Origin of the sequence: Methanosarcina sp. UBA5 (genome assembly GCF_002505485.1) — an archaeon.
Taxonomy (GTDB): Archaea; Halobacteriota; Methanosarcinia; order Methanosarcinales; family Methanosarcinaceae; genus Methanosarcina.
In genome coordinates this window covers 167,500-194,103 of the sequence record NZ_DAVG01000112.1, presented here as the reverse complement: position 1 = coordinate 194,103, position 26,604 = coordinate 167,500, and the positions used below count along the sequence as shown (strand labels likewise).

Annotated in this window: 23 protein-coding genes; 4 read left to right on the top strand and 19 right to left on the bottom strand. The window is 37.0% G+C overall.

Features of this window, described 5'->3' with window-relative positions:
- Window positions 1-556, bottom strand: a 556-nt coding sequence (locus tag BP621_RS14005; RefSeq protein WP_292391046.1) for an STT3 domain-containing protein, incomplete at its 3' end; no start/stop codon positions are given.
- 57 nt (window positions 557-613) lie between these two features.
- A complete protein-coding gene (locus BP621_RS14000; RefSeq protein WP_292391043.1) occupies window positions 614-1,768 on the bottom strand; it encodes a glycosyltransferase in 1,155 nt (384 codons plus the stop codon).
- 79 nt (window positions 1,769-1,847) lie between these two features.
- Here BP621_RS14000 and BP621_RS13995 point away from each other — a divergent pair, with 79 nt between their 5' ends.
- Window positions 1,848-2,942, top strand: coding sequence for a glycosyltransferase family 4 protein (locus tag BP621_RS13995; protein ID WP_292391041.1), 1,095 nt, complete (start codon window positions 1,848-1,850; stop codon window positions 2,940-2,942).
- A gap of 78 nt (window positions 2,943-3,020) precedes the next feature.
- A complete protein-coding gene (locus BP621_RS13990; RefSeq protein WP_292391039.1) occupies window positions 3,021-4,082 on the top strand; it encodes a glycosyltransferase family 4 protein in 1,062 nt (353 codons plus the stop codon).
- On the opposite strand, the gene BP621_RS13985 is transcribed toward BP621_RS13990, so the two are convergent.
- From BP621_RS13985 to BP621_RS13905, 17 genes are all read right to left on the bottom strand, one after another.
- Entirely contained in the window at window positions 4,079-5,107 is a 1,029-nt protein-coding gene (locus BP621_RS13985; protein WP_292391036.1) for a glycosyltransferase family 2 protein, read from the bottom strand. The two genes, BP621_RS13990 and BP621_RS13985, sit on opposite strands and share 4 nt — an antisense overlap.
- Entirely contained in the window at window positions 5,104-6,054 is a 951-nt protein-coding gene (locus BP621_RS13980; RefSeq protein ID WP_292391034.1) for a glycosyltransferase family 2 protein, read from the bottom strand. The genes BP621_RS13985 and BP621_RS13980 overlap by 4 nt, the downstream gene beginning before the upstream one ends.
- A 237-nt stretch (window positions 6,055-6,291) precedes the next feature.
- On the bottom strand, window positions 6,292-7,041 hold the full coding sequence (locus BP621_RS13975) for a glycosyltransferase family 2 protein (RefSeq protein ID WP_292391032.1): 750 nt from the start codon (window positions 7,039-7,041) through the stop codon (window positions 6,292-6,294).
- 774 nt (window positions 7,042-7,815) lie between these two features.
- Window positions 7,816-9,201, bottom strand: coding sequence for a glycosyltransferase (locus tag BP621_RS13970; RefSeq protein ID WP_292391030.1), 1,386 nt, complete (start codon window positions 9,199-9,201; stop codon window positions 7,816-7,818).
- Window positions 9,202-10,002: 801 nt separating this feature from the next.
- A complete protein-coding gene (locus BP621_RS13965) occupies window positions 10,003-10,974 on the bottom strand; it encodes a glycosyltransferase (RefSeq protein WP_292391029.1) in 972 nt (323 codons plus the stop codon).
- 622 nt (window positions 10,975-11,596) lie between these two features.
- A complete protein-coding gene (locus tag BP621_RS13960; RefSeq protein ID WP_292391027.1) occupies window positions 11,597-12,529 on the bottom strand; it encodes a glycosyltransferase in 933 nt (310 codons plus the stop codon).
- Window positions 12,530-13,296: 767 nt separating this feature from the next.
- Complete coding sequence (locus tag BP621_RS13955; protein ID WP_292391024.1) at window positions 13,297-14,496, bottom strand: ABC transporter ATP-binding protein; 1,200 nt, start codon at window positions 14,494-14,496, stop codon at window positions 13,297-13,299.
- Window positions 14,497-15,333 (bottom strand): ABC transporter permease, encoded by an 837-nt coding sequence (locus tag BP621_RS13950; protein WP_292391022.1) that lies wholly within the window; start codon window positions 15,331-15,333, stop codon window positions 14,497-14,499.
- A 141-nt stretch (window positions 15,334-15,474) separates the two neighbouring features.
- On the bottom strand, window positions 15,475-16,410 hold the full coding sequence (fcl, locus tag BP621_RS13945; RefSeq protein ID WP_349682085.1) for a GDP-L-fucose synthase: 936 nt from the start codon (window positions 16,408-16,410) through the stop codon (window positions 15,475-15,477).
- A 16-nt stretch (window positions 16,411-16,426) separates the two neighbouring features.
- Window positions 16,427-17,482, bottom strand: coding sequence for a GDP-mannose 4,6-dehydratase (gene gmd, locus BP621_RS13940; RefSeq protein WP_292391019.1), 1,056 nt, complete (start codon window positions 17,480-17,482; stop codon window positions 16,427-16,429).
- A gap of 169 nt (window positions 17,483-17,651) precedes the next feature.
- Window positions 17,652-18,362 (bottom strand): sugar phosphate nucleotidyltransferase, encoded by a 711-nt coding sequence (locus BP621_RS13935; RefSeq protein WP_292391017.1) that lies wholly within the window; start codon window positions 18,360-18,362, stop codon window positions 17,652-17,654.
- On the bottom strand, window positions 18,359-19,126 hold the full coding sequence (gene rfbD / locus BP621_RS13930; RefSeq protein WP_292391015.1) for a dTDP-4-dehydrorhamnose reductase: 768 nt from the start codon (window positions 19,124-19,126) through the stop codon (window positions 18,359-18,361). Before rfbD ends, BP621_RS13935 begins: the two co-directional genes overlap by 4 nt.
- 17 nt (window positions 19,127-19,143) lie before the next feature.
- Window positions 19,144-20,100, bottom strand: coding sequence for a dTDP-glucose 4,6-dehydratase (rfbB, locus tag BP621_RS13925; RefSeq protein WP_292391013.1), 957 nt, complete (start codon window positions 20,098-20,100; stop codon window positions 19,144-19,146).
- A 98-nt stretch (window positions 20,101-20,198) separates the two neighbouring features.
- Window positions 20,199-20,750 carry a dTDP-4-dehydrorhamnose 3,5-epimerase gene (gene rfbC, locus BP621_RS13920; protein ID WP_349682084.1) on the bottom strand — a complete coding sequence of 184 codons (552 nt, stop codon included), beginning with the start codon at window positions 20,748-20,750 and terminating at the stop codon, window positions 20,199-20,201.
- Between the two features lie 5 nt (window positions 20,751-20,755).
- Window positions 20,756-22,132: a mannose-1-phosphate guanylyltransferase/mannose-6-phosphate isomerase gene (locus tag BP621_RS13915; protein WP_292391008.1), complete on the bottom strand. Its 1,377-nt coding sequence runs from the start codon at window positions 22,130-22,132 to the stop codon at window positions 20,756-20,758.
- Window positions 22,133-22,478: 346 nt separating this feature from the next.
- On the bottom strand, window positions 22,479-22,631 hold the full coding sequence (locus BP621_RS13910; protein WP_292391005.1) for a hypothetical protein: 153 nt from the start codon (window positions 22,629-22,631) through the stop codon (window positions 22,479-22,481).
- A gap of 421 nt (window positions 22,632-23,052) precedes the next feature.
- Entirely contained in the window at window positions 23,053-23,193 is a 141-nt protein-coding gene (locus BP621_RS13905; protein ID WP_292371642.1) for a hypothetical protein, read from the bottom strand.
- Between the two features lie 591 nt (window positions 23,194-23,784).
- On the opposite strand from BP621_RS13905, the gene BP621_RS13900 reads away from it, so the two are divergent.
- Window positions 23,785-24,630, top strand: a complete 846-nt coding sequence (locus tag BP621_RS13900) for a sulfide/dihydroorotate dehydrogenase-like FAD/NAD-binding protein (RefSeq protein WP_292391003.1) — start codon at window positions 23,785-23,787, stop codon at window positions 24,628-24,630.
- Between the two features lie 17 nt (window positions 24,631-24,647).
- Window positions 24,648-26,057, top strand: coding sequence for an NADPH-dependent glutamate synthase (gene gltA, locus BP621_RS13895; protein ID WP_292391001.1), 1,410 nt, complete (start codon window positions 24,648-24,650; stop codon window positions 26,055-26,057).
- The last annotated feature ends 547 nt before the right edge of the window (window positions 26,058-26,604 follow it).

Below are 26,604 nucleotides of genomic sequence, written 5' to 3'. Positions count from 1 at the left end.
TCATGAAGAACGTACTGAACAGTGACTCTGCAACATGATGGTCTGTATGAGCAATCATTGAACGGGCCAGAAATTGCCCTGGAGCAAACGCTATCAGGATTGCAGCCAGAATCCCGGTTTTATGCCCTCCAAGATATTTTCCTATGTAGTAAACCGGAATGACAGTAAGGGCTCCGAGCACGGCAGGGAAATAGGCTCCTATAGTGTTAACCAGTTGAGAACTGGGGTGTCCCATTCCAAGAATCAGGGAGGTAATTGCCATCATTTGATCGAACAATGGACCGAAATGTATGTAACTCCCGTTAGGATAGTTGGTCATTGGATTGAAAAATATCCTATGGGGGTAATTTTCAAGCAGGACATTTAAGGTACGCATGTGGTACCAGGCATCATTGGTTGTGAACTTAACAATCCCGCCAGGTAAAAACACTTTATCTGAAGGAAGTATTCTGATCCATAGAGACACAAAACCGATTATCGCAACTGCCAGAGTATAAGGCCAGCTGAATTTGATTTCATCTTTGAATGACGATACAGGACGATCCTGAGAACTCATAGTATCCCCTTTATAAATTGAACATTATAAATTAAGATAAAATTATGAAAAAGAAAATTAAACAGATTGTATTAATTCTATGTAACAGTTTATAATTCTATCCCATTTCTGGTCAGGAGCTTCGTAATGCTTTCTCTCTCCAAATTGGCTGAGAATAGCTTCCCTGATAGAATCGACATCTGCAGGGGGTACAAAAAAAGTGCCTTCATAGTTAGCCATTGATTCTTTCAAGCCACCCACTTCGGAAACAACAACCGGTTTTCCAAAAGACATGGCGATATGCGCAATTCCACTCTGAGAAGCTCTCAGATAAGGCAGGACTACCACATCTGCAGCGCTGAAATACAAGTTTACTTTTTCGTCAGGAACGTATTCGTCTACCAGTGTTATCTTATCATGAAAAGGAGAAGCTTTAATCTGGTCAAGTAATTCCTTGCGGTCTTCCCAGATTTCTCCGACAATTAACAACCTGCTTTTTTCGAGAATTTCGGGGGGTAGCTGTTCAAAAGCGCTGATAAGGTAGGGAGTTCCTTTATACTTTCGAATTAAACCGAAAGAGAGTATAACAAAATCGTCCTTTATTGAGAGATTTCTTCTCGCTTCTTTTATGTCAAGCGATTTCCCATACTGATCATAAAGTCCATGCGGGATCACATGGATTTTCTCAGGGGGAATAGAGTATCTTTTTGCAACAAGCTTTTTATCGGATTCGGAATGAGTAATATATGCATCAAGGTTTTTACGAAGCAGTTTTCCTGTTATTTTTGAGTATAAACGGATTGGAAGTATTGATTCTTCAAAAGGGTCTACAACTTCGTGAAACTCAATAATGATTTTTGGTTTATGCAGCAAACCTGCAAACATCTTTATCAGAAGCTGCATATGCGCAACCGAGGAGGTCCACCACTGCAAGACTATAATATCCGGCTTTTGCGCTTTAAGAAAGTGGTATGCTTTAACCCAGGTCAGCGGATTGTTATAGTCCATGCCGTCAAAGACAGGAATCCTGGGTGAAAAATTCAAGTCGGAAATATTTTTTCCGACATGGGATTTTCCAGGAAAAAGAAATGTTGGAAGCAGCTGCCGGAAGCAGATAACCGAAACGTCTTTTTCCACAGACATGGCATTTGCCAGACGGATAGTATAATAACTGATACCGCTCAAAAAACGCTTCGAAGGTCCGACTATGCAAACGCTTTTATTAGATGTCATTTGCCTAAACTATTACATTATCTTTATATTAAACTAATGCATTACTCCACATAAATTCCAGTATGAAAGAGGTTCAGCCTTGAAAATAGCCCAGATATGTCCCCGTTATTCTCCTGACATAGGTGGAGTGGAAACTCACGTCAAAGAAATTAGTGAAAGGCTGGTTAAAGCAGGGAATAATGTGGAGGTTATAACAACTGATCCCACGGGAAAATTGGGCACGAGAGAGATAATAAATGGAGTAAAGGTTATAAGGTTCAGATCTTTTGCTCCTGGAAATGCGTACTACTTCGCTCCTCAAATTTACACTTATCTCAAAAAGCACGATTATGATGTAATTCATGCACACAGTTATCATGCTTTTCCTGCATTCTTCGCATCCCTGGGCAAGCACAGTGCAAAATTTGTATTCACACCCCATTATCATCGGCATGGCCATACCGCGTTTAGGAATTTACTGCACAAACCGTACAGGCTTCTCGGGAAGATAATTTTTTCTAGGGCAGATTCCGTAATATGTGTCTCAGAGTATGAAAAGAAACTTGTAGAATCAGATTTTGAGGTTGCCGCAAAAACCGTAAAAATCCCTAACGGAATAAATCTTAAAGAGTTCGAAGGGTTGAGACAGCTGGAAATAAACTCAAACCGGAAAGCCGGAAGAGAAAAGCTTCTTCTCTATGTGGGTCGCCTGGAAGAATACAAAAGAGTACAGTATATTATCCAGAGTTTGTCTGAACTTCAGGGTTTCCGGTTGAGGATCATCGGAAAGGGGCCTTACGAAGCTGAGCTTCACAATATGGCTAAAAGTTTAGGGGTGGAAGAAAAGGTTGAATGGTTAAAAGATCTGTCAAGAAGAGAACTGCTTGAATGCTATGCAGATGCAGATATATTTTTAATGCTTTCTTCTCATGAGGCATATGGAATAACAGTTGCTGAGGCACTGGCTGCGGGAACTCCGTGTATAGTGGCAAAAGGGAGCGCACTTGAGGAGTTTGTTGACGGAAGGAAATGTATCGGGATTGAAAGTCCGGTTTCAAAGGAGAAAGTGGCTGGAGTACTGAAGGAAATTCAGAAAAAGGGAAAAATAGAGAATTCTGGGATAGATAAAAACATAATAGATTGGGATGAAGTTTCAGCTAGAATTGAGAAACAGTACATACAGGGTACGGAATAAATTATTCTGATAATAATAAATTTTTCTTCTAAACTAAGAAATTTTACAAATCATTCCGGGTTTCTGGGGAACTGAAATATGGAAATTGATTATATAAACGGCCTGAAGACAGACGAAATATTCGGGATGTCAAAATATCAAAGTGAAATCCATAAAAGGCTAGAAGATATCAAACTAAATCGGATAGAATATCCTGATATATCAAAAATAACTGGGGTTAACAGGATCGTCCAATATTTCGCGTATCCGTTTATTGTGAAAAAGAAAGTAATTGAAAATAATGTTAAGCATGTGACTCGCCAGGATCTCGCATTTCTCTTGGAATTAATAAATTTAAAAAAAACAATTGTTACCTGCCACGATATTATACCTATAGCATATTACAATACCAGAGACCCGGTTTGGAAACTTAATGCAAAAGGATTGAGAAAAGCAGAAAAAATAATTACTGTATCCGAATTTTCTAAAAAAGATATTAGTAGGTACATAAAGTACCCTGAAGAAAATATAGAGGTCATACCTCCTGCTGTAAATCACCATCTGTACTATCCAAATCGAAATAAAAAATGTTTATCAAAATATCATATTGGCAAGGGCGAAAAAGTAATTTTATATGTTGGAGCTGAAGAACCGAGAAAAAATATCCAACTGGTTATAAATTCATTCAGCAAGCTAAAAGATATGATTCCACAGGTAAAACTGTTAAAAGTAGGGATGCCAAATTATCCTGGAGTAAGAAAAAAGCTCCTGAAACAGATAGAATCTCTTAACTTACAGAAAGATGTTATATTTACGGGATATGTTTCAGAGATCGAACTAGCAGAAATATACAATGCTGTGGACTTATTCGTATTTCCTTCCTTATATGAAGGATTTGGGATGCCTCCTTTGGAAGCAATGGCTTGCGGGACACCTGTTATAACCTCAAACACTTCTTCTTTACCTGAAGTTGTGGGAGAAGCTTCAATAGTTGTAGATCCATATGATATTAACAAGTTTGCTGAAAAAATGTATGATGTTTTAACAAATGATGATCTCAAAAAAGAAATGATTGGAAAAGGACTAAAAAGGTCAAAAATGTTTAGCTGGGATAATTCTGCAAAAAAAACTTTAAAAGTATATAAAGAGTTGGAACCTTAAGTCAAAATTCCATCCCGAATACCTTTTAAGAAAGAAATAAAAGATGGCAAAATCTCCCTGCCTTTTTGATGGTACAAGATGCCACCAATGACCATCCAGGCCCGAAATCCAAAAAAATAAATTAAAAAAGAAAAATATTGCTTTTTTGATGAGTGCTTTTTCATAAACCAGAACTTATTCCTTGTATGATGGAATAGAGTAAAACCGGTTATTTTGTTGCTTGTAGCACCACCTTTGTGCCAGATTTTTCCTTTTGGCACGTAAACTATTTTATATGATGCCTTACGAGCACGTACACACCACTCAGTCTCTTCAAAATATGCAAAATAATCTTTATTCAAGTACCCAATTTTATAGAACAATTCACTTTTTGCAAGTAATGCACAACCGATTACGCTGTCGACATTTTCAGAATGATCCGAGTATTTATTTTCATGTGGTGTCAGGTTAATTACTTCACCCTTATTCCAATAAATTTTTGCCCCGGCTGATTGAATTTCCCGAGGTTTTTTGTATTCGTATATCGTTGGCCCCAATATTCCTATATGTGAATCACTTTCTGCCACATTTACTAACTCATTTAAAAAATTAGGATCAACAACTGTATCGTTATTAAGTAAAAGAATATAATCCGGATTAAGGTTGTTTAAAGCAAATCTAATACCAATATTATTTCCTTCAGCAAAGCCATAATTATTATCATTTTTTATAAGAATTAAATTTTTTCTTGAAGCCGGGTTTTTCATATTTTCTTTTATCGGAACTGAAGTTTCCCATTCATCCTTAAAATATTCTTTGACATAAATCGGCTTATTTTCCTGGGAAAACTGAAAAAATTCAGATTTGATTTTTATTTTTCCTTGTGCATATTCTTTTATTTTTTGTAAAGAACCGTCTTTTGAGCCATTATCTACTATAATAACTTGGTATAAGGGGTATGCGATCTGAAAAATAGATTCCAAACATTCTATAGTGTCCCTCCAACCATTCCAATTAAGAATTATAATGGCAACCTTTGGATTCATGTTCTATGCCCTATTTTTCGATGTAAATCTCTAAACTTAAAATAAATATTATGACCAAAGAGTAAAACAAAAAGAACCGATATAGTTTTAAAATTTAAATAATTTGCCTTTAATGATTTTATTAAATAATTTTTTCCATTATTGAAATTACCAATTGAGCATAACCCAGTACCAATATCGTAATAGTGTTCAGATAAATTTTTTCCGTCTTTACTAAAATCATCTAAATGTGTGAGTAAAATAATCTCGTGAGCTTTGAGCATGTTATTTTCATTAAGGTTGATACTATTAGGCGTAGAATATGAATATAAAAGAGGTTTCTTGATATATTTAAATATATAATATTTTGAGAGTTCAATCCATAATTCCCAATCTTCTAAAGCAGGAAGGTTCTCATCAAAATATCTTTTATTTTCAAAACATTCTTTCTTCATAAGAACTGTTGGTGTTCCAACAAAATTTCCTTTGAGGAGCTCGTTATGTATATTTACTTCTTTTTGAACATAAAAATCACTTGGTAGATATGTCTTTTTATCAGCCTCAATTCTGTAAAAGCCAGAATAAACAACTCCAACTTTTAGATCACCGTCGGCAAAAACTTTTATTTGTTGTTCCAATTTATCCGGAAACCATTCATCATCACTGTCTTGGAATGCAATATATTCTCCTTTAGACGCTTTAATCCCTGTATTTCTTGCAGCTGAAGCTCCTTTATTTATATTATGGCGAATATATTTCAGTCTTATATCTTTAAAATTTTTTACAATTTCTTCTGTGTTATCTGTTGAATTGTCATCGACGATAATGATTTCTATATCCTGGTAAGTCTGGTTTAGAACGCTTTTTATGGCTCTAGGTATTAAATGTGCCCGATTGTATGTTGGGATTATCACGCTTATTTTTGGTTTTTGATCAAGCATATTATTTCCTTGTTTTTGATCAAGCATATTATTTCCTTATACCTTTTTGTCTCTATATGATGTTAGAATCTTATAATCAAGATTTTACTTAATGCTTTTTAGATAGAGCTCATCTCAAAACCAATTCTATTCTCAAATACTCGGTTGATTATTCAGAATACACGATTCGATAAGCAATTTTGAGCTTTGGAATGGCTTATCATATAATAATTTGTAGAAATCAAAGACTTACTGAAATTCTCCATAGTTATTTCAAACCAACATTCATCGTAACTTTTTTATAGCAGATTTGCGAAACGGTAATAATAATTTATATTTATATATTTCAAATATATTGAAATATTCTTTTATGACTTTTGCTCTTTCTTTTGTGTGAAGACTTGAAAATTCATCTGTACTGGATATACCTCCATTATTATATATTGCTATTATACTCTCATAGTATTGCCTTTTAATGTTGTATTTATAAAATGCTCTCAAAAACCACTCATAATCTCCTGCAATTTTATATGTGTCATTAAATTGACCACATTTTTTAAAAACATCAGCCTTATAAAATGTGCTTTGCTGACAAATACCATTATAAATAAAGAAAGATTTCGTTATACGATCATTCAGTTTAATAAAAGACTCATTTGTAGTAGGATCTCTAATAATTATAGGACCATAAATAAGTTCAAGATCTTTATTTTTCTCAAATATTTTAACAACATTTTCTATAACATATTCGTCATAAAGTAGATCGTCTGAATTTAAAAAATATAATATGTCACCAGTAGCGGCTTTTATTCCTTTATTCATTGCTTCGTAAATACCATTATCAGGTTCACTTAAGAAAAATGCTATCTTAGATTTGTATTTGTTTATTATTGATATTGTATTATCTGTTGAGGCGCCATCAATTATAATATATTCGAGATTTTTGTATGTCTGTTTCAAAATACTATTAATTGCATTTTCGATAAATTCATCAGCGTTATAGCAGACTGTTATTACTGAGACTTTTGGATTCATAATCTTACCTTAAGATTGAAATTTTTCGTGTCAAATCAAAAAATATACTCTTTGATATATTTATAAATATTAAGTGTTTCAATGGTTCTGTTGCAAAATCTAGTGATTTTTGTATCTCTGGATTGAATATCTTAGTTCGTAAGAATAATTCAGTTCCATTCAAAATTCATATTCAATATATAAAAACCTCAATCAGAGAGTATAATACACGGATTGTAACCAATAAAAATATAGTGATTTTTAATTTTACGTTCAACATTGGATTTTGGTACTGAATCGTTTCAATTGCTATTTTCCTAACTATGTTTTTCTCTGCTCAAATCCTTTTAGTGTCAATTCAGATTTTATCTTATTGCTAATTAATAATTTGGTTCTTCGCTTTCAAGTGGGTAATTTATATAGGGTTTCCGCATTTGAAATGAAAAGTAATTAAGTTTTTTAAGCGTTAAATTATTTAAAGTATAACTTTATACCCAAAGTCGATTGTGCTTTATTTTGGTTATCAAGTGCGTAAGTCCTATTTATAGTAGCTCTTATTGATTGTGGATTCAAAACATATAAAGATGAAAACAAATATCGTAGAAAATCAAACTAAGATAGATAGTTATGTTTTGGATGTAACCGCTTCCTATATAAAAAATTATTTTCAGTCCCAATAAAAAAGCGAAAAGTCAATATTCTCTTATATTCTAGAGAAATATATGAGTTATCCACTCAAGACCACGAAGATCCTTAATTCAATCTATCAAATTAAAGAGATGTAGTATAAAGCTTCTAATGTAATATTCCGTTATTTTTGATAATAGCTTCATAAAACTTGAGATAATCATTAACCATTCTTTCCAAACTAAACCTTTTTATAGCATCTTCTGCAGCTTCATGTCCCATTTTCGTTTTGAGATTTTCGTTTTCTAGAAGACAGATTATCTTTTCAGCCATTTTATTCTCATTTCCTTCTGGAACAAGATAACCAGTTTTTCCTTCTATAATCTGTTCTGGAATACCACCCACTTTGCTGGCTACAACAGGAGTTCCACAAGCTAATGCTTCTATAACTGTATTTGGAAATGTATCCGCTCTTGCTGGGTGAACATAAACATCAGCAGCCTGATAGTAGCGAGCAACGAGCTCAGGGTCTCGCTGATACGGAATGAATCTTATCTCTACTGAACCAATATTTATTGAAGGTGCGTTTTCTCCAAGCGCGATACACAAAACCTTTTTGTTATTGGCTGAAATTATAGAAAGAGATGATTTTAATGTTTTATAATCTTTCCATATATTTTTTCGGATACCATTAGCTGCAAAGAGAACAATTTTTTCATCAGGTAGCAACCCCAGTTCTTCTCTTGCACTTGCTTTACTGTACGGTTTAAAAATGTTCGTATTTACACCATTGGGAATCATGCAAGAATCTATAATTCCTGTTTTTAATATTGATTCATCGACTTTGTCCATAAGCCATTGACAGGGAGTAACAACATAAAGACGACTTTGTTCAAAAATTTTCTTCTTCCTTTGCCAGTTATATAATGTTGCATCTTTTGATATTCGGGGATATATTGTTAAGTCAGGACAGTTTCCACATCCAGTCTTCCATTTTTCACATTCAAAAGAATGGGCACAGTGACCGCTGAGGAGCCAGGCATCGTGCAGAGTGAGTACAACAGAAACCTGGCTGCTCAGCTCAATAAGAGCTCGTAGATCAAAGTAATTTCCATGCAAATTATGGAGATGGAGAATATCCGGTTTATCTTTAGTCAACTTTAGGATATGAACACTACCAGGATAATCAAAGTCCTCATGACCTTTTAACCTGTTAATTACTCCCCAGGGTTCGCCAGCAAATTTAATTTTTTCACCGATTCTTGCAATAGTAGAAGTTTTCCCCATGGATGACTCGATATGAGAACTAATTGAAATAAAAAATCTTGCAATATGATTGCGATATTCTGAATCAGGGATGCAAAAAACATTTGGATCATTAGACCTTTTAGTGCCAACTGCCAATGTTGACTGGTAACCAAGCTCCTTATATGATTGAAAGAGATCCCATGCTACTTTTTCAGCGCCACCTCCCATGTCAGATGTGCTTACCTGAAGAATATTAAGCATTGAGTTACTTATCCCACTGTTCGCAGTAAATTCTAGAATACTCATAATTTTTCCTGTTGTTGACTTTCAATCTTACCCGAATTTATTGAATTTCTGTGCAGAAGTTAAAAGCAAATGTGGCATATCTAGAGACCAAAAAAGATATCACTTAATTTCACCAAGTTCTATTTCAACTATCAATTATTTAAAAACGTTTTTAACACGCTAGCAGGAAAACATTGATTTTTGAATAAATACTGCGGAATGCAGGCTTATCGAATCACCCTCTGCTTTGTGTAAAAATGGGTTCATGTCTCACTTAAAGAGACCTTATAATTTATCAGGTTTTTGATAAACTACCGTGAATGACTACATGGTAAGACACGATAACTATTTAATATATTTATCTATAAATCCCTAATAATAATTCAACTTTACTTAAAAATCTTGCTTCCAATGAGTTGTTGTGTATTAGAGAATGATTCCTACATAAAAAATTATTTAGTGCTAAAATTACAATGATTGACACATACCAATTTTTATGTATATATTGTAAACTTTAGTCGTGCGTTATTAGGTGGTTGATGTTTTTGTCTTAGAGTATTTTTGATTAGTTGTATCTGTTTTCTAAGCTTTCCTACATATCGAAAATTGAGCGTACATAAAACAGAAATGAGAGCGGAATGCAAATATGTAAATTTCTGGGAAATATCAACTGACTATTAATGAACTGCCTAAAAAACTAAAAAAACTAAATAATTTTGGAATAAGACACCTACGGACAATGCATCTTGTTTAACAAGTTCGAAACTCAGTTGTGTACACAAGTCATTCGTCAATTCTAGGAAATGAACGTTATCTCCTAGTTTATGGAAAGTGCAGAGAGTTACTGTTGATTATGGTTTTCAACAACTCACGCCCACGGCTCAAAATACTTAATAACTTGTTAATTTCTTTAGCAGAAAGAGATTCTTTATTATAATATTTCTTGAATTCTTCCATAACATTTTCATGTAACTTAATATCTTTTACGAAATTACAAGTTTTTTTTGCTTTTGATACGTCGTTTTTAAGAACATCTGTTACTCCGCAGTGCGTTCCCGTTCCATCGAGGCCGATATTATTAACATAAGAATAGCGAGGGCAAACAGAATACATTTGCTGCTTGAAATGAGCATAGCTAAATCGTATAGCCCAGGAGTCAATCTTTCCCTCCATTTGGGCTTTGAGCATATCTGTTAAGTCATCTCCTCCTTGATTGAAGAGTTTTTGCTGTTTTGGATTCTCTATGAATTGATTAAAGTCCTTGATATCCCAGTCGACAAGATTCCATCTGTTAGCCCATGTAGCCCATCCCCATGATGAATTTCGATAATTTAAGTACACATCATCTGTAAAGTTTTTGGGGAATTTCATGCAGGTTGGCGGTAAAGTATAACCGCTTATAGACATAATTTTCTGTTTTTTTTGATAGAACTCCAATCCATTATTCATAAAGCGCAAGAAATAAGGGCTTGTCACAAGGTCGTCTTCCAATACAATAACCCTGCCGTATTCATTTACGGTCTTTGTCACACCATCGATGATCGAATTTGCTAATCCACAGTTTTTATCCCGCTCTATGATCGTGATTTTTTTGAATCCATCTATTTTTTTGATATACTCACGTACTTCAGTAACATTTTTTATTGTTTGCTTATTTTTAGGAGCGTCACTGTAAATAAAGAGTTCACTTTCATTTGCCAACTCATTCTTCTGCAATGCTTCCACAGTTTGTTGTGTATGCCACGGACGGTTATAGACAAAAAGAACTATGGGAGCAAGTTCATTACAATACATTTTTTAACATCCATTTTTGTTGCTTTTTCTGTAAACCTATTAATGTAAACCGAGATGCATAGGTAATTGCAGTAGTCATTTTAACGTTAACAGATTCCTTAACCGAATGCAAATGTATACTTTTCGGTTAGGCTCCTGAAAAAACGATGAGTCTATCCCAAAACATAAATTAGTTACACGGCTTGTAGACTTGGATTAAGCTGTTTCTCTTCTTTTTCGCAGTGCCCTGCTCCACGTTGGAAGCTCCAAGGTATCCAAATATAATAATTACGGGTGAATGCAGATATACATTAGCAGGAATGGAAAATTGTTACAGTTGATACATTTCTCTCCACCTGCTACATTCAGGCTTTCACCTGAACATGTCGAGGAAGGAAACTTTTGCTTCAAGTTAAAGATCTCCTTTTTTAAAGCGGAAAAGATATTCTAAGGTACCGTCGATATAATCACCATCACGTGTAGCGATAGCTGCAAAATTTCATTTGCTCTTCTACAACAACAATTTCGTGAAAAATGGATATAGTGACCTCAAGCAGTAGCAAGTAAAGGTTCGCTATTGAAAACTGTTGTGCCAAAGGAAATTTTTAGAAAAAATACTCTCCATTTCGATCGCTTACAAAATTTATCTCTTTTGAATAAACTGTTCGTATGATTTTCCAAAGCTTGCAATATAGGGAGATATTCGTTCATATATGTAATTTTCAAAATATGGATATTGCTTCCTATCACGGAAGAGTATTCTTACGATAGCACATAGGATCGGCAAAACTGAATATAAAAATTTAATTAGACTTTTGTATTTTGATTTCTCATTAGCTGTCTGAAAAACAAGAAATGAATAACGTCCGTCAGAAAAACTTTGGTGTAATCTCCATTTTAAAGACATTTTTTCTGGTCTTACCAGATGATATACATAAAGTTTTGGATCATAATATATTAATTCATTAGGCATTGACTCTCTAACATAAATCTGTAATGCCGTTTCCTCTCCATAGCCTATTTTATTCCCTGTCATTCCCAATTTTGGATCAAAACCGCCAATTTTCTGAAGTAGAGATCTTCTAAAAAAAATATTTCCACCGCTTACAAATTCATTCTGGTCCATCAGGTGCGCTTCGTCGCCTAATTTATGGGAACCATAACTGTCTTTAAACCATTTTGGTTTTGCCGAATTATAGTATGCATAATAAGGACCCCCAAAAATCGCTGGAGAATGCTGGTCGATAATGCGTTTAGCTACCTCTAACCATTGTTCAGATGCCTTGCAATCATCATCAATGTACGCGACATATTCTCCTTTTGCTTCTTTCCAGCCTCTGTTACGAGCATGGGATAAACCTTGCTTGGTTTCGATGATGTACCGGATATTTATTTCTGGATTGTTTTTAATTAGTTGGTCGGCGATATTGGATGTATTATCTTTTGAATTATTGTCAACAATTATTATTTCGTATAATTCTTTTTTAAGGGTTTGGTTTATGAGAGTTTGCATAATCTGTTCGAGTAGATCACATCGATTGTAAGTACAAACTGTGACGGAAATCATAAAAGACATATTCTTACCTTTTCAGGAACTCTTTAACTATAACTTCATGATATTCAAGTAATCCCTAAACTCGATACCTTTTTTGATATTATTATTATTATTATTATTATTATTATTATTATTTTGATTGAGGCTACACGAGCTTTCTCAAAAATTGTGAATCTCAAGGAGGTGTAAGACAGAATCTACATCAATAAAATTATTTTTGGATAGCATTCAAAATGTGGCTTCGACTTTACAGCAAATTCGCGACGCTATCCATTTTCACATTTTTAAATGTATTTAATTAAAGTCCATTTAATTATATATTTTAATATAAATTTGATCTTTTGAACAGGCGACGAAATTATTAATTTGCTCAATTCAGATTCATTACACAAGTTCCATGCATTTAAACCTAAATGAAGTTGACTTGTGGATTCTATGATATCTAAGAAATTTTGGTAGATTTGCTAGTTTAACTACTTTTGCAGCACGAACCCATAATCCATAGTCTTCTGCATAGGCTTCATCTTGCATATAAGCTAATCTATTTTTAAAAAAGATCTTTTTTCGCAATATGCTTGGATTGGCGATTACAGTCTCGAACAGTATCCTTGACTTTATCGTTTCATGATCATATAGATGTTTCCAAACTTGACCCAAGGTGTCTTCAATTATTTCAACTCAATTACCACAAATTCCTATTTAGGAATTCTTGTCCATATATGTATATTTATTAGCATATTGGAAGTTGTGAGCAATTCATATCAATTAAACACAGATTAGATATCACTTTATTCGTAAACCCATTCACACTCTGGAAACGCGCTGCCAACTGAAGAACTTTGAGGCTCTTTAAGTGGTTTTACCATGTCAATAACTTCGAAAGTGAGACATTCAAGTTCACAAAAATAATCTGTAAGTCCATCTCCGAACCATAACGAAACACTATATGTACCGTTTAATAACTTTGGATATTTCAAAACTACCTTTATTCTGCCGCTTTTTTGAGGATCAATATCATGCTTTACTCTGTCGTTAGAAGGGTTTAATCCACAAATATGGTTTCCAAAGCTGTCATTAATCACAAATCCCAAGTGAGGAGTACAAGGTTTGATTTTGAAATCATATTCTACTATAAGCTCAATGTTTGTTCCAGATTGCTGTACTTGTGCCCACTTCAAAACACTATTAGAAGAGAATGCTTTTTTATCAGAGATTTCCTCATTAAGATAATAACTTGTGACCTGTTCTACTGGACCACGATATTGAAGTTCTCCTTTATTCAGCAAAAAGGCGAAATCACACAAATTATTAACTGCTCCCATATTGTGGCTTACAAAAAGAACTGTTCTACCTCCTTCTGATATATCTTTCATTTTTCCAAGGCATTTCTTTTGAAACGCTGCATCTCCCACAGCAAGTACCTCATCCACGATAAGTATCTCAGGTTCCAGATGTGCAGCAACTGAAAAAGCAAGCCTAACCTGCATACCACTTGAATATCGTTTAACTGGCGTATCCAGAAATTTTTCGACACCTGAAAACTTCACGATCTCATCAAATTTCTCATCGATTTCTTTCTTTTTCATTCCAAGAATGGCACCATTAAAATAGATATTCTCTCTGCCAGAAAGCTCAGGATGGAAACCTGTTCCTACTTCAAGGAGGCTTCCTACGCGTCCCCGCATCCTAACTTCTCCTTCTGTGGGGTATGTGATACGTGAGAGGATTTTAAGAAGTGTACTCTTACCCGCGCCATTTCTGCCAATAATGCCAACGACCTGTCCCTCTTCAACCTCGAAATTTACGTCTTTAAGGGACCAGAATGTATTATTCGATCTGCGGCAGTCCTTTAGCGCCTTTATTGGATGCCTCACAGCAGAAGTAACACTTTCAGATAGAGTTTTGTAAGTTGTGTCCACACCAATGCTGTACTGTTTCGATAGATGTTTTACTTCAATTATTGGTTCTTTTTTTTTTGACGCCGCCATTTAAATCAAATCCGCAAAGTACTTCTCTGTACGCTTTTGGTACAGTATCCCACTCAAAAAAATCACTATCGTCAGCACTGCCGAAATTCCAAGGCTAAAAAAATCCACAGAGGTATGTCCTAACAAGCATGCACGATGGGCACTTATTAACCCTGTCAAGGGGTTCAGGTAAAGTAACCACTTAAGGTTCTCACCCACAATATTTGTAGGGTATATAACTGGTGATATAAACATCAGTAACTGAACAAAGAACGGAACAATGAATTTCACATCCCTGTATTTCACACAGATGGACGAGAGCCAGTAACCAACTCCAGATACAAGCATGAATGTCTGGAGTATAATGAGTGGCAACAGGAGTATTGAAATTCCAGGTGTAAATCGGTAGTAAACCATCATTATTGCAAGAATGCTCATAGCAATTCCATAATCAAGAAGGCCTGAAATACATGGTGCAGTCGGTATGAATATCCGAGGCATGTAAACCTTTGAGAGAAGAGGGGCATTGTCAACAAGACTATTGCTTGACTGGGTAAGAGCGTTCGAAAAATAAGTCCAGAGAAGAAGACCGGAGTATGAAAATATCGGGTAGGGCACTCCATCTGAAGGCATTTTTGCAAGTCTCCCAAATATAAGAGTGAATATTATCATTGTAAAAAAAGGCTGCAGTAATGCCCATGATGCTCCCATGATTGTCTGCTTGTACCTGATCTTGATTTCTCTCAGGGCAAGGAAGAACAGAAGTTCTCTGTACTCTTTGAGTTCCTGCCAGTTCAGATCCAAAAGCCCATATTTCGGGCGAATAACCAGTTCGTAATCAGTTGAATGTTCAGTCATAGAAGAACACATTTACCTGTTTTTAGCTGTGGATTCGCTCGTTTTCATAGTACACAGCTAATAGATACTTCAAGCCATTTATTTTTCTCGAACTCTTCATTCTTTTATACTACTTAAGCTCTTCATTTTTGGCTAAGCTCTTCATTTTTGGCTTTGATACCACTCATAAGTTTGTTCAATCCCATCTTTCAATGAAATTTTGGCTTTCCATCCTAGTGAACTCAATTTTGTAATATCGAGCAGTTTCTGCGGAGTACCGTCGGGTTTTGAAAGGTCTTTTTTAATTTCACCCTCAAATCCAACAATTTCTTTTATTAATTCTGATAGTTCGCCTATTGTAATATCTTTCCCTACCCCTATATTGACAAATTCTCCAATATCATCAATATTAAAGTTTTCCATCAAATAAACACATGCATCCGCCATGTCATCCACATGCATGAATTCCCGGAGAGGTTTTCCGGTACCCCATATTACAACTTCAGGTTCATTCTTCACCTTAGCTTCATGAAACTTCCTGATCAGTGCAGGCATTACATGCGAAGTTTCAAGGTCAAAATTATCATTCGGCCCGTAAAGATTGGTCGGCATTACCGAGATAAAATTAGTCCCATATTGCTGATTGTAATGTTTGCAGAGCCTGATCCCTGCAATCTTTGCGATTGCATAGGCTTCGTTTGTCTCTTCTAGGGAGCCTGTTAGTAAGTATTCTTCTTTTAAGGGCTGCGGGGCGAGTTTAGGGTAGATACAGGAAGAACCCAAGAAAAGTAATTTTTTTACACCATATCTATACGAAGCATGAATAATATTTGCTTCGATCATAAGATTTTCATAGATAAATTCGGCAGGATAGGTGTTATTGGCAAGAATCCCTCCTACTTTTGCAGCCGCTAAAAAAACATACTCCGGCTTTTCCCTTTCGAAAAATTCATTGACTGCTTGCTGTTTTGTCAGGTCAAGCTCTCTATGGGTGCGGAAGATAAGATTGGAGTAGCCTTTAGACTCAAGTCTTCTTTTAAGAGCTGAACCTACAAGGCCTCTGTGACCAGCTAAGTAAATTTTTGATTTTTTGTCCATAATCATTACCTTTGCTTTATTCAAAAGAGTGATTTTCCTTTACAGCCTTTTCGTCGGCTTTTATCATAATTTTTACCAATTCTTCCAATTTCACTTTCGGCTTCCAGCCAAGTTTTTCATTTGCTTTTGAGGGATCTCCAATTAGTAGGTCTACTTCGGTAGGTCGGTAATATCTTGGATCTATTTCTACTATAATTTTGCCTGTACTGGAGTCGATTCCAACTTCTTCACTACCTTTACCCTTCCACAAAATCTCGATCCCGACTTCTTTAAATGCCAACTCCGTAAACTCCCTTACTGAATGAGTCTCTCCTGTAGCAATCACGTAATCATCTGGATTTTCTTGCTGCAGAATCAGCCACATTGCTTCCACGTAATCTTTTGCAAATCCCCAATCTCTTTTTGCGTCAAGGTTTCCAAGGTAAAGCTTCTCCTGCATTCCACGCTTTATTTTTGTGGCCGCCATTGTGATTTTTCTGGTAACAAACGTTTCTCCACGAATAGGAGATTCATGGTTGAATAAAATACCATTACATGCAAAAATATCGTATGCTTCCCGGTAGTTGACCGTAATCCAGTATGCGTACAGTTTAGCTGCTGCATACGGGCTTCTCGGATAGAAAGGAGTTGTTTCTTTCTGGGGAATTTCCTGGACCTGCCCGTAAAGTTCACTGGTTGAAGCCTGGTAGAATCTTGTTTTTTTCTCAAGGCCCAGAATTCGAATGGCCTCAAGAAGGCGCAGTGTTCCCAGCCCATCGGAGTTTGCTGTATACTCCGGGGTTTCAAAGGATACCTGTACATGGCTTTGAGCGGCCAGGTTGTAAATTTCATCCGGTTGAGTTTCCTGTATTATACGGATAAGATTGGTAGAATCCGTAAGGTCACCATAATGCATGAAAAAATTTACGTTTCTTTCATGAGGATCCTTATAAAGATGATCGATCCTCGCAGTGTTAAATGAAGAAGATCTCCGTTTTATACCATGTACAGTGTATCCTTTGTTTAAAAGAAGCTCAGCTAAGTAAGCCCCATCCTGACCTGTAATTCCTGTGATCAGTGCAACTTTAGGCATTTTTCGCTCCACTTTTACTAGAAATCCTAATTAGTTTTTAATAAAAAACTTTACTACATCAAGCCGAGATAATACCAAGAAAAATTAAATTCGTAATCTTAATTAGATATCAAGAATTATTAAAAACCTGAGGGATTATATTTTCTTGGTCTTAATTATTTTTGGTTATCTATTTTTGGTTTTTTACCAAATTTCCTGCTTTTAAAAGACTATCAAAAGTGCCCGCGTCACTCCAATAACCATTTAGAATTGAATACTTCATATCTCCACGCCGGATATAGTGATTATTTACATCCGTTATTTCAAGTTCTCCGCGGCCAGAAGGCTTTAAAGTTTTTATTATATTAAACACATTTTTATCATAGATATACAGGCCTGTAACCGCATAATTGGATTTAGGATTCTCAGGTTTTTCTTCAATACCAATAACTTTCTTATTTTCTTCTTCAATCTCAGCAACACCGAACCTATGAGCATCAGGCACATTTTTTAGGAAAATTTGAGCCCCAGAATTAAAACGCTGTACAGTATCATTTATTTTATCCTGAAATATATTGTCCCCTAGGATAACAGTTACATTATCATTATCAACAAAATCTTTTGCTAGATAAAGTGCCTGTGCAATTCCTCCGGCTTCTTCCTGAATTTCGTAAGTAAACTTAACCCCAAGATCTGCACCAGATCCCAGAAGCTCTAGAAAATGTCCTGCATGACCTCGACCGGATACGATCATTATCTCTTTGATGCCTGCGTCAATTAGAGTCTGGATTGGATAAAATATCATTGGCTTATCATAGACAGGCAAAAGGTGTTTATTTGTAACTTTAGTCAGGGGGTAGAGCCTGCTGCCGGTACCGCCTGCGAGTATTACGCCTTTCATTCATTTCTCTCCTTCAGATAATCCTTAAGTGCTTCTTTCCAATGCCTCATAGAGCTTGTTTTAGTATTTACAAGGACCGAATACTTTGGGCGTCTGGCTTTTCTTAGAAATTCCTCACTTGTGCAGGGAACAGCGTTACTTATTATGGCAGATGCAAACTCGTACCAGGAACATATACCTTCGTTTGTTACATGGTATATCCCGGTCTCAAGTTCAGATATTTCCAAGATTTTATTCGCGAGATCTACGGTATAGGTGGGTTTCCCAAATTGATCATTAACAACTTTAACCTGAGACATCTCACCGGACAGTCTCAGCATCGTTTCTACAAAGTTTTTTCCATGTATGCCAAAAAGCCAGGAAATCCGGATAATTCTATAATCATCCAGATTTTCTACGATTTTCTGTTCACCAAGAAGTTTTGAACGACCATATACATTAATAGGATCAGCAGGAGTATCGGATTCTATATACTCTTTTTTTGACCCGTCAAATACGTAGTCTGTGCTGAAATGTATAAGTGTTGCACCTATTTCCTTACAGGCTTCAGCGATATATCCAGGTCCATAACCATTAACCTTAAATGCAAGTTCCTGGTGGTCTTCGCAACCTTCAACATCAGTGTAAGCTGCTGAATTTATCACAAGATCTGGGTTTATTTTTTGTATGGATTCCATTACCTGCTCTTTGTCTGTGATGTCAATGTCTTTATGTGTCAGTTTCACAGCATCCGGAAACACTTTGCAAAGATCGAATCCTAGCATCCCGTCGGCACCGATAATTAGCGTTTTAATGGTTCCCACCACCATCGATTTTCAACATACCATTTGACTGTTTGCTCAAGGGCAGTATCAAAATCGTATCTGGGCTTCCAGCCCATTTTCTCAAGCTTGCTGCCATCAAGTGAGTAACGGAAATCATGTCCTTTTCGGTCTTCGACATATTCGATTGAAGATTCGTCTTTTCCAAGCATTTTAAGAATACGGTGAGTGATTTCGAGGTTTGTAAGTTCGTTTCCGCCGTCTATATTGTAGATTTCCCCACTTCTCCCATTGTGAAGAACAAAATCGACTGCAGAACAATGGTCTTCAACATAGATCCAGTCCCGGATATTCAGGCCAGTGCCATAGACAGGAACTTTTTTTCTTTCCATCAATCTGCTGATGAAAAATGGAATTAGCTTTTCAGGGTACTGATAAGGTCCGAAATTATTTGTGCATCGAGTTATGCAGATGGGTAGGCGGTAGGTTGTGTAGTAAGACCTCGCAAGAAGATCGGAACCTGCTTTGCTTGAAGAATAAGGACTTGAAGGATTCAGATTGTCTTTTTCATTAAATGAACCTTCTTTGATACTTCCGTATACTTCATCAGTAGAAATATGAATGAATTTTTTGATTTTGTTTGCAAGAGCACTCTGAAGAAGGGCGTTTGTGCCTAGTAGGTTTGTTCTTACAAAAACCGATCCATCCTCAATTGAGCGGTCTACGTGACTTTCGGCTGCAAAATGCACAACATAATCGACTTTTTTCATTACTTCATTGACAACCTGCGAATCACAAATATCCCCTTTCACAAAAGAGTAATTTTGGTTATTTTCAATATCCTTGAGATTGGCTGGATTTCCAGCATAGGTTAGTTTGTCAAGGTTTACTACTTGATAGGTGGGATACTTTTCGAGCATGTAACGAATAAAGTTGCTGCCTATGAATCCGCAGCCCCCTGTAACCAGAAGTCTCATTTAAGTCACCTCTTGGCGTGTTAATAAATATTTGGTACGTTAATAGAATAAATACATACCAATAAATTACAATTGATAAATAAAAATTTGCTCAAGTTTCAATAACTCATTTTAGCTTCTTCTAATTTTGGGAGTAATAGATCCTTTGGAGAGGTCTTTATATCTTCAGTTTTTATCTTCCAGTCAATATTCAACGACGAATCATTATAGATAATCCCTGCTTCAGCCTCAGGGTGGTAGTATTCATCGCATTTGTATTGAAAAATGGCAGTTTCGCTCAGTACGGAAAATCCATGAGCAAAGCCTTTAGGAATTAAAAACTGCCTTTTATTTTCAGCGGAAAGTTCAACTCCAACCCAATCAAGAAAAGTAGGTGAATTCTTCCTTAAATCTACTGCAACATCGTAGACTTCCCCTTGTAATACTCTTACAAGTTTCGCCTGACTAAAAGGAGCCAGCTGATAGTGTAGACCACGAATTACTCCATAAGATGATTTTGACTCATTATCCTGAACAAAAGAGTATTCTTTTCCTAAAAGGCTATCCAGTGTTGTTTTGTTATAGCTTTCAAAAAAATAACCCCGATCATCTCTAAAAACTTTAGGTTCAAGTATAAAGAGATCATTTATTTTCGTGCCTATTACCTTCACACTTATCATTTCCTCCCGTAGACATCGTCAAACCTGACAATATCCGCTTCGTCCACAAGTTCCCCTAACTGCACTTCAATAATCTCAAGCGGAATTTTCCCGGGATTGGACAATCTGTGTTTCTCTCCTGCGCTGATAAAAGTACTCTCTCCAGGTCTCAGGAAAAATTGCTGTCCGCTAACTTCCACACAGGCCATACCTTTGACAACCACCCAGTGCTCACTGCGATGGTAATGCAGTTGGAGGCTTAACTTATGGTCAGGAAGTACTGTGATATTTTTAATCTTATGCTCCGGAGAGGCTTCAAGTAGGGTATATGAACCCCAAGGCCTATAAACAGTCTGTCCTATGTATGCCCTTTCATCATTCCTGTCTTTAAGGGCTGAGACAATATCCTTCACCTTCTGGCTGCTGGATTTAGGGCAGACTAACAGAGCATCACTGGTATCAACAATAACCATATCCTTAACATCGATGAGTGAAACAAGCTTGCCACAACTTGAATATACTAGATTTCCATCGGAGTTGAGCATCAGAGGATCACATTCATGAATTACGTTTCCTACGGGGTCCTTTTCAAACTCGTCATAAATTGCTGCAAAATTTCCCAGATCGCTCCATTTCTGCTCAAGTTTTACAACTGCGACCCGATCGGATTTTTCCATTATTCCATAATCAATGGAGATCTTGTCCACAGATGCATAAATCTCATTAATATTCTTTCCGTTTTCAAAACAGGCGAAAACAGACGGTGCATATTTTTTAACTTCGTCAAAGAAGAGTCCTGTGTCGAAAAGGAACATCCCGCTGTTCCAGAGGCAGCCTTCCTGAATATACTTCTCTGCAGTTTTCCGGTCCGGCTTTTCTCTGAATTCCGAAACCCTATAACCTGGCCCACAGGTTTCTGAGGGTTTAATATAGCCGTATCCCGTGTGAGGAAAAGCAGGAATAACCCCGAAAGTAACCAGATAATCCGAAGCAAGTTCTTCAGCCGAAGAAATTGTCTGCATTGCAGATCTATCAAGGACATGGTCCGAAGAAAAGATTCCTACTACAGAGTGCCCATATTTTTTTTCAATTTCTTTCATTCCGAAGAAGATCGCAGGGAGAGTATTCTTGCCTTCGGGCTCGATTAAGACATTTTCTGGAGGGATTGAGTACCCGATTTCCTCAATTTGTCCGATTACGAAAAATTTCTGAGCTTCATTCGTTACAACGAAAATTTCGGAAATTTCAGTAATTTCAAGGCATCTGAGGACCGTTTCCTGGAAAAGAGACGTACTTCCAAACTTTAAAAATTGTTTGGGATACATTTCTCGGCTGAGAGGCCAGAGTCGTGTTCCTGAACCGCCTGCAAGAATTATTGATTTTATACCTGTCATCTCCTTTGGATATTGGTTAAAACGGATGCTATCTTAATAATCGAATTGAAGATAACTTAAATCTTTTAATAGCTTAAATTTTATAATAACTAGATTTTATAATAGCTTAGATTTTATAATAGCTTAGATTTTATAATGACTTGGATTTTATGATAGCTTAGATTCTATAATAAATTAAATTTTAGATATAAAGGGTACAGATAAGCTGAAAACACAAGATTAGAGCAATATATAATGAATGTCATTAAATAATCTTTGCACAGGAAAATGTTAAATCTACTCATTTCCTGCATGACAAGCATGGTATTCTTTCAAAAAAGAGAATAACTGATTGCCAGTATATATTTCAGAAGGCACCAGTTACATCCGTGTTTTCATTTATCATATTTTCAGTTGCATCCAGACTTTCAGTTCGCACTTTCAGGTGCTTTGAAACCGTTGTCTGGTCCTTATCTGTAAGGGAGGTCACATCAGAGGCACAATAGCTGTTTTCCAGCATAAGAATGAATGGAATAAACGAACCTGGAAAATAAAGTAAAATAAAAGAACCCGGAAAATAAAACAGGATAAAAGATCAAGAAAATAAAGAGGCGAGCAGCGAGCTAAAAGAAAAATGCTTAAAAAGGACGGAAAAGAACACAAAGTTCAATAAAGGCCTCTATTCGAGGATTTTCCTCTGTTCTTCCTTTCCTGACCTCAAAAATATTCAGGACCTTCTTTCTTTCCCATAAAGGGTCTTTCGTTCTTTCTCATCGTATTTATCACAGCTTATGAGAGGCTTTTTCCTTGCCTTGACCTCTTTTTCTATCGGGCCCGGAGATTCAATATCAGTTTTTTGTACTATAAGCGTTCCCTTTTATAATTTTTTCAATCTTCCAGCGTCTTAATCATCCCGGCAAAAAAGTAAAAAATAAGTGAAATTATTTGCAGGTGTCAAGTAGCGATCTCTTCTTGCCACCCCGTGCTTCGGTAGGATGGATCGGATCGACGTCAGCTACTTCTTCTCCTTTCTTCTCCTCTAACTTCTCTCCCTTTGTACCTTCTCTTCTTTCTTCAGGCATTTGTTTAACCTCCATGTATAAATTCATCTCAGTTGTATTTTCCCTTATCCACCTGTCAGAACGAAATCATTCAGCTTTTTATAACCATTTAGCTTTATATAGCAATAAAGTGGACGAGTCTCTTCAGAGAATGAATTTCTCTCTCAGGCAAAGGTTTTAAATTTTCAAGTTCAAATACGGCCATAAAATTCGGTTATCTATCTGGATATAGTTTGCACTGAGTTTGCTTTATCCCCCCTCTCCGCCAATTAACTTCCTGATATAATCTGTTTAGGGATTACCCCTTAATTTATTATATCCATTATATTTATTAAATTATTGCAACAATGGTCAAAAAGTTGAAGAATACCCAGACTCTTTTAAAAGGAAGCATTGACAGAAAGGGTACTTATAGTTCAACAAAAAAATGATCCAGACGGACAAAATAATTAAAATTATTTGGGAGAATATATATCCCATTAATCAATATAAGGAGAGCGTCCAGGCGGGAAAGCTCTGTAGTGCGAAAAATCCGTGAGGAGATCCGCCGTATCAAAATTTACCGATTCATTTGCTCAAAAGAATTGCTTTTACTCAGGAAAATGTGATCTCATGGCATATAAAATATTGAAAAAGGAAGAAATCGCTCCGTCAGTGCACAGGATGGTAATAGACGCCCCTGACGTGGCAAAGGCTGCGAAAGCCGGACAGTTCATAATCCTCAGAATTGATGAAAAGGGAGAACGGATTCCCCTTACAATCGCCGATTTTGACAAAGAGAAAGGCACAGTAACCATAATATTTCAGGAGATGGGCAAGACTACAAAACAGCTTGCAAAGTTTTCTGCAGGCGAGTTTCTGGAAGACTTCGTCGGACCTCTTGGCACCCCTGCCGATGTAAGGAAACTCGGTACTGTTATCCTTGTAGGAGGAGGTATAGGAGTTGCCCCGTTATATCCTCAGGCAAAGGCATATAGCAAAGTGGGTAACAAGGTAATTTCCATTATAGGAGCCCGGAACAAGGACCTTCTTATCCTTGAAGAGGAAATGAAAGATGCCAGCTCCGAACTGTATATCGCGACCGATGATGGATCAAAAGGACACCACGGGTTTGTGACCAACATCATGAAACAGATTCTGGATAGCGGTGAAAAGGTTGCAAGAGTTGTGATCATTGGGCCCCCAATAATGATGAAGGTAGGAGCAGGAGTAGCTTCTCCCTATGATGTTGAAATTCTGGTCAGCCTTAACTCCATCATGGTCGATGGGACAGGTATGTGCGGCGGCTGCAGGGTTACAGTTGATGGAAAAACAAGATTTACCTGCGTTGACGGGCCTGAATTTGATGCACGGAAAGTTGATTTTGTTCAACTCATGAACAGGCTTGCGATGTATCGCGGCGAAGAGGCAAAAGCCGCGGAAAAATACGAAGAAGAATGCAGGTGTGGACTGCACTGATAAGGAGGGGATGAAAAATGCAAGAATTAAATGGAGAAAAAACCTCAAAAGCAAAGAAAGAAAGGATCCCGATGCCAGAACAGCCTGCGGAAGAGCGCAGAAAGAACTTTAATGAGGTAGCTCTCGGCTACACGAAAGAAGACGCTCTTGCCGAAGCCTCCCGCTGTCTATCCTGTAAAGAACCAAAATGTGTCGAAGGCTGCCCTGTGAATGTGGACATTCCAGGCTTTATCAAGCTGATCTGTGAGGAAGATTTCTCAGGGGCAATCGAGAAGATTAAAGGCACAAATGCTCTTCCTGCCATCTGCGGCCGCGTCTGCCCCCAGGAAACTCAGTGCGAAGCTCTCTGCGTACTCGGAAAGAAGGGGCAGTCAGTCGCTATCGGAAGGCTCGAACGTTTTTGCGCCGATTATGAACACCAGCAGGGAGTAAAGGTTCCTGAGATTCCGGAGCTTACAGGAAAGAAAGTAGCCGTTGTAGGTTCAGGGCCTGCAGGTCTCACTGCTGCGGCAGACCTTGTAAAGATGGGTCACAAAGTAACAGTTTTCGAATCCCTCCACAAGGCCGGCGGAGTTCTGAGTTACGGCATTCCCGAGTTCAGGCTGCCAAAGGAAATTGTGCGGCAGGAAGTTAAGTATATTAAGCAGCTTGGGGTAGAGTTCAAGCTCAACTATATAATCGGCAGGATCAAGACCTTAGACGAGCTCTGTGATGAATTTGATGCGGTTTTCATGGGCACGGGCGCAGGCCTCCCTAGCTTTATGGGAATCCCGGGCGAAAACTTCAATGGCGTATATTCCGCAAACGAGTTTCTGACCCGCGTAAACCTCATGAAAGCCTATGACCCTGAATATGATACCAGAGTCAGGCTGGGAAAGCACGTTGTGGTAGTAGGAGGCGGAAACGTGGCAATGGATGCCGCCCGTTCAGCCCTCCGCCTTGGCGCTGAAGAAGTCAGCATAGTCTACCGTCGCGGGGAAGAAGAGATGCCAGCTCGCAGGGAAGAAATCGAGCACGCTAAAGAGGAAGGCATAACCTTCAGGCTCCTTACAAACCCTGTCCGCATCCTTGGCGACGAGAAATTCAATGCTACTGCAGTCGAATGTATTAAAATGGAACTCGGCGAACCTGACAAGTCCGGCAGAAGAAGCCCTGTCCCTGTAGAAGGTTCGGAATTCACGATCCCTGCCGATGTTGTGGTTATCGCAATCGGTACATCTCCTAACCCAATGATTTTCAAAGGCTCGGAAGGCCTTGATCAGAACAAAAAAGGCACTGTTGTCGCAGATGAAGAAACAGGTGCAACCTCCAAATGTGGAGTCTTTGCAGGCGGAGACGTTGTTACAGGTGCAGCAACCGTCATCAGCGCAATGGGCGCTGGCAAGAAAGCCGCAAAAGCAATCGATGAGTATTTGAAAGAGCAGTGAAACCAGAATATTCTGGTTTTCTTTTTTAATTAAAAAAAACCATTAAATCATATTTTTATATACTTTTTGAGTGAGTAAAAACGCCAACAGAAGATATCTAAAAAGTGCCCATGTGTATCTCATAGTTTTTTTGCGTTTTAGGGTGGGGTTATCGAAGGAAACAAGTAACTTCTTATATACTATGGAATAATCGAGAAAGCAAATACATAGGCACTTGTGGAAAATTCAGCTCAGAAAGGGCAATTTTCTTTATAATAAACAAGCGATGATATAGGAATTATGCTTCAAGTATTATGTTTTTCCCCATAATGAGGTCGAATCTACATACTTGAATTAATTTGTAATTTTTCCGATATTTGTAATCTTATAGAACTTTTGACCATTGTAAGGATCAAGTAAAGCATTTAATGTAGGGGTAGAGCTACGTAAGCTGTCACCAGCCATAAAATAGCAGATAATGCTTGTTTTTGACCACTAAATATGCAAATCTTTAAAAAAGTTTAAATTAATTATTTTCATATATCTTTCGTTGATTATACACAGGTAA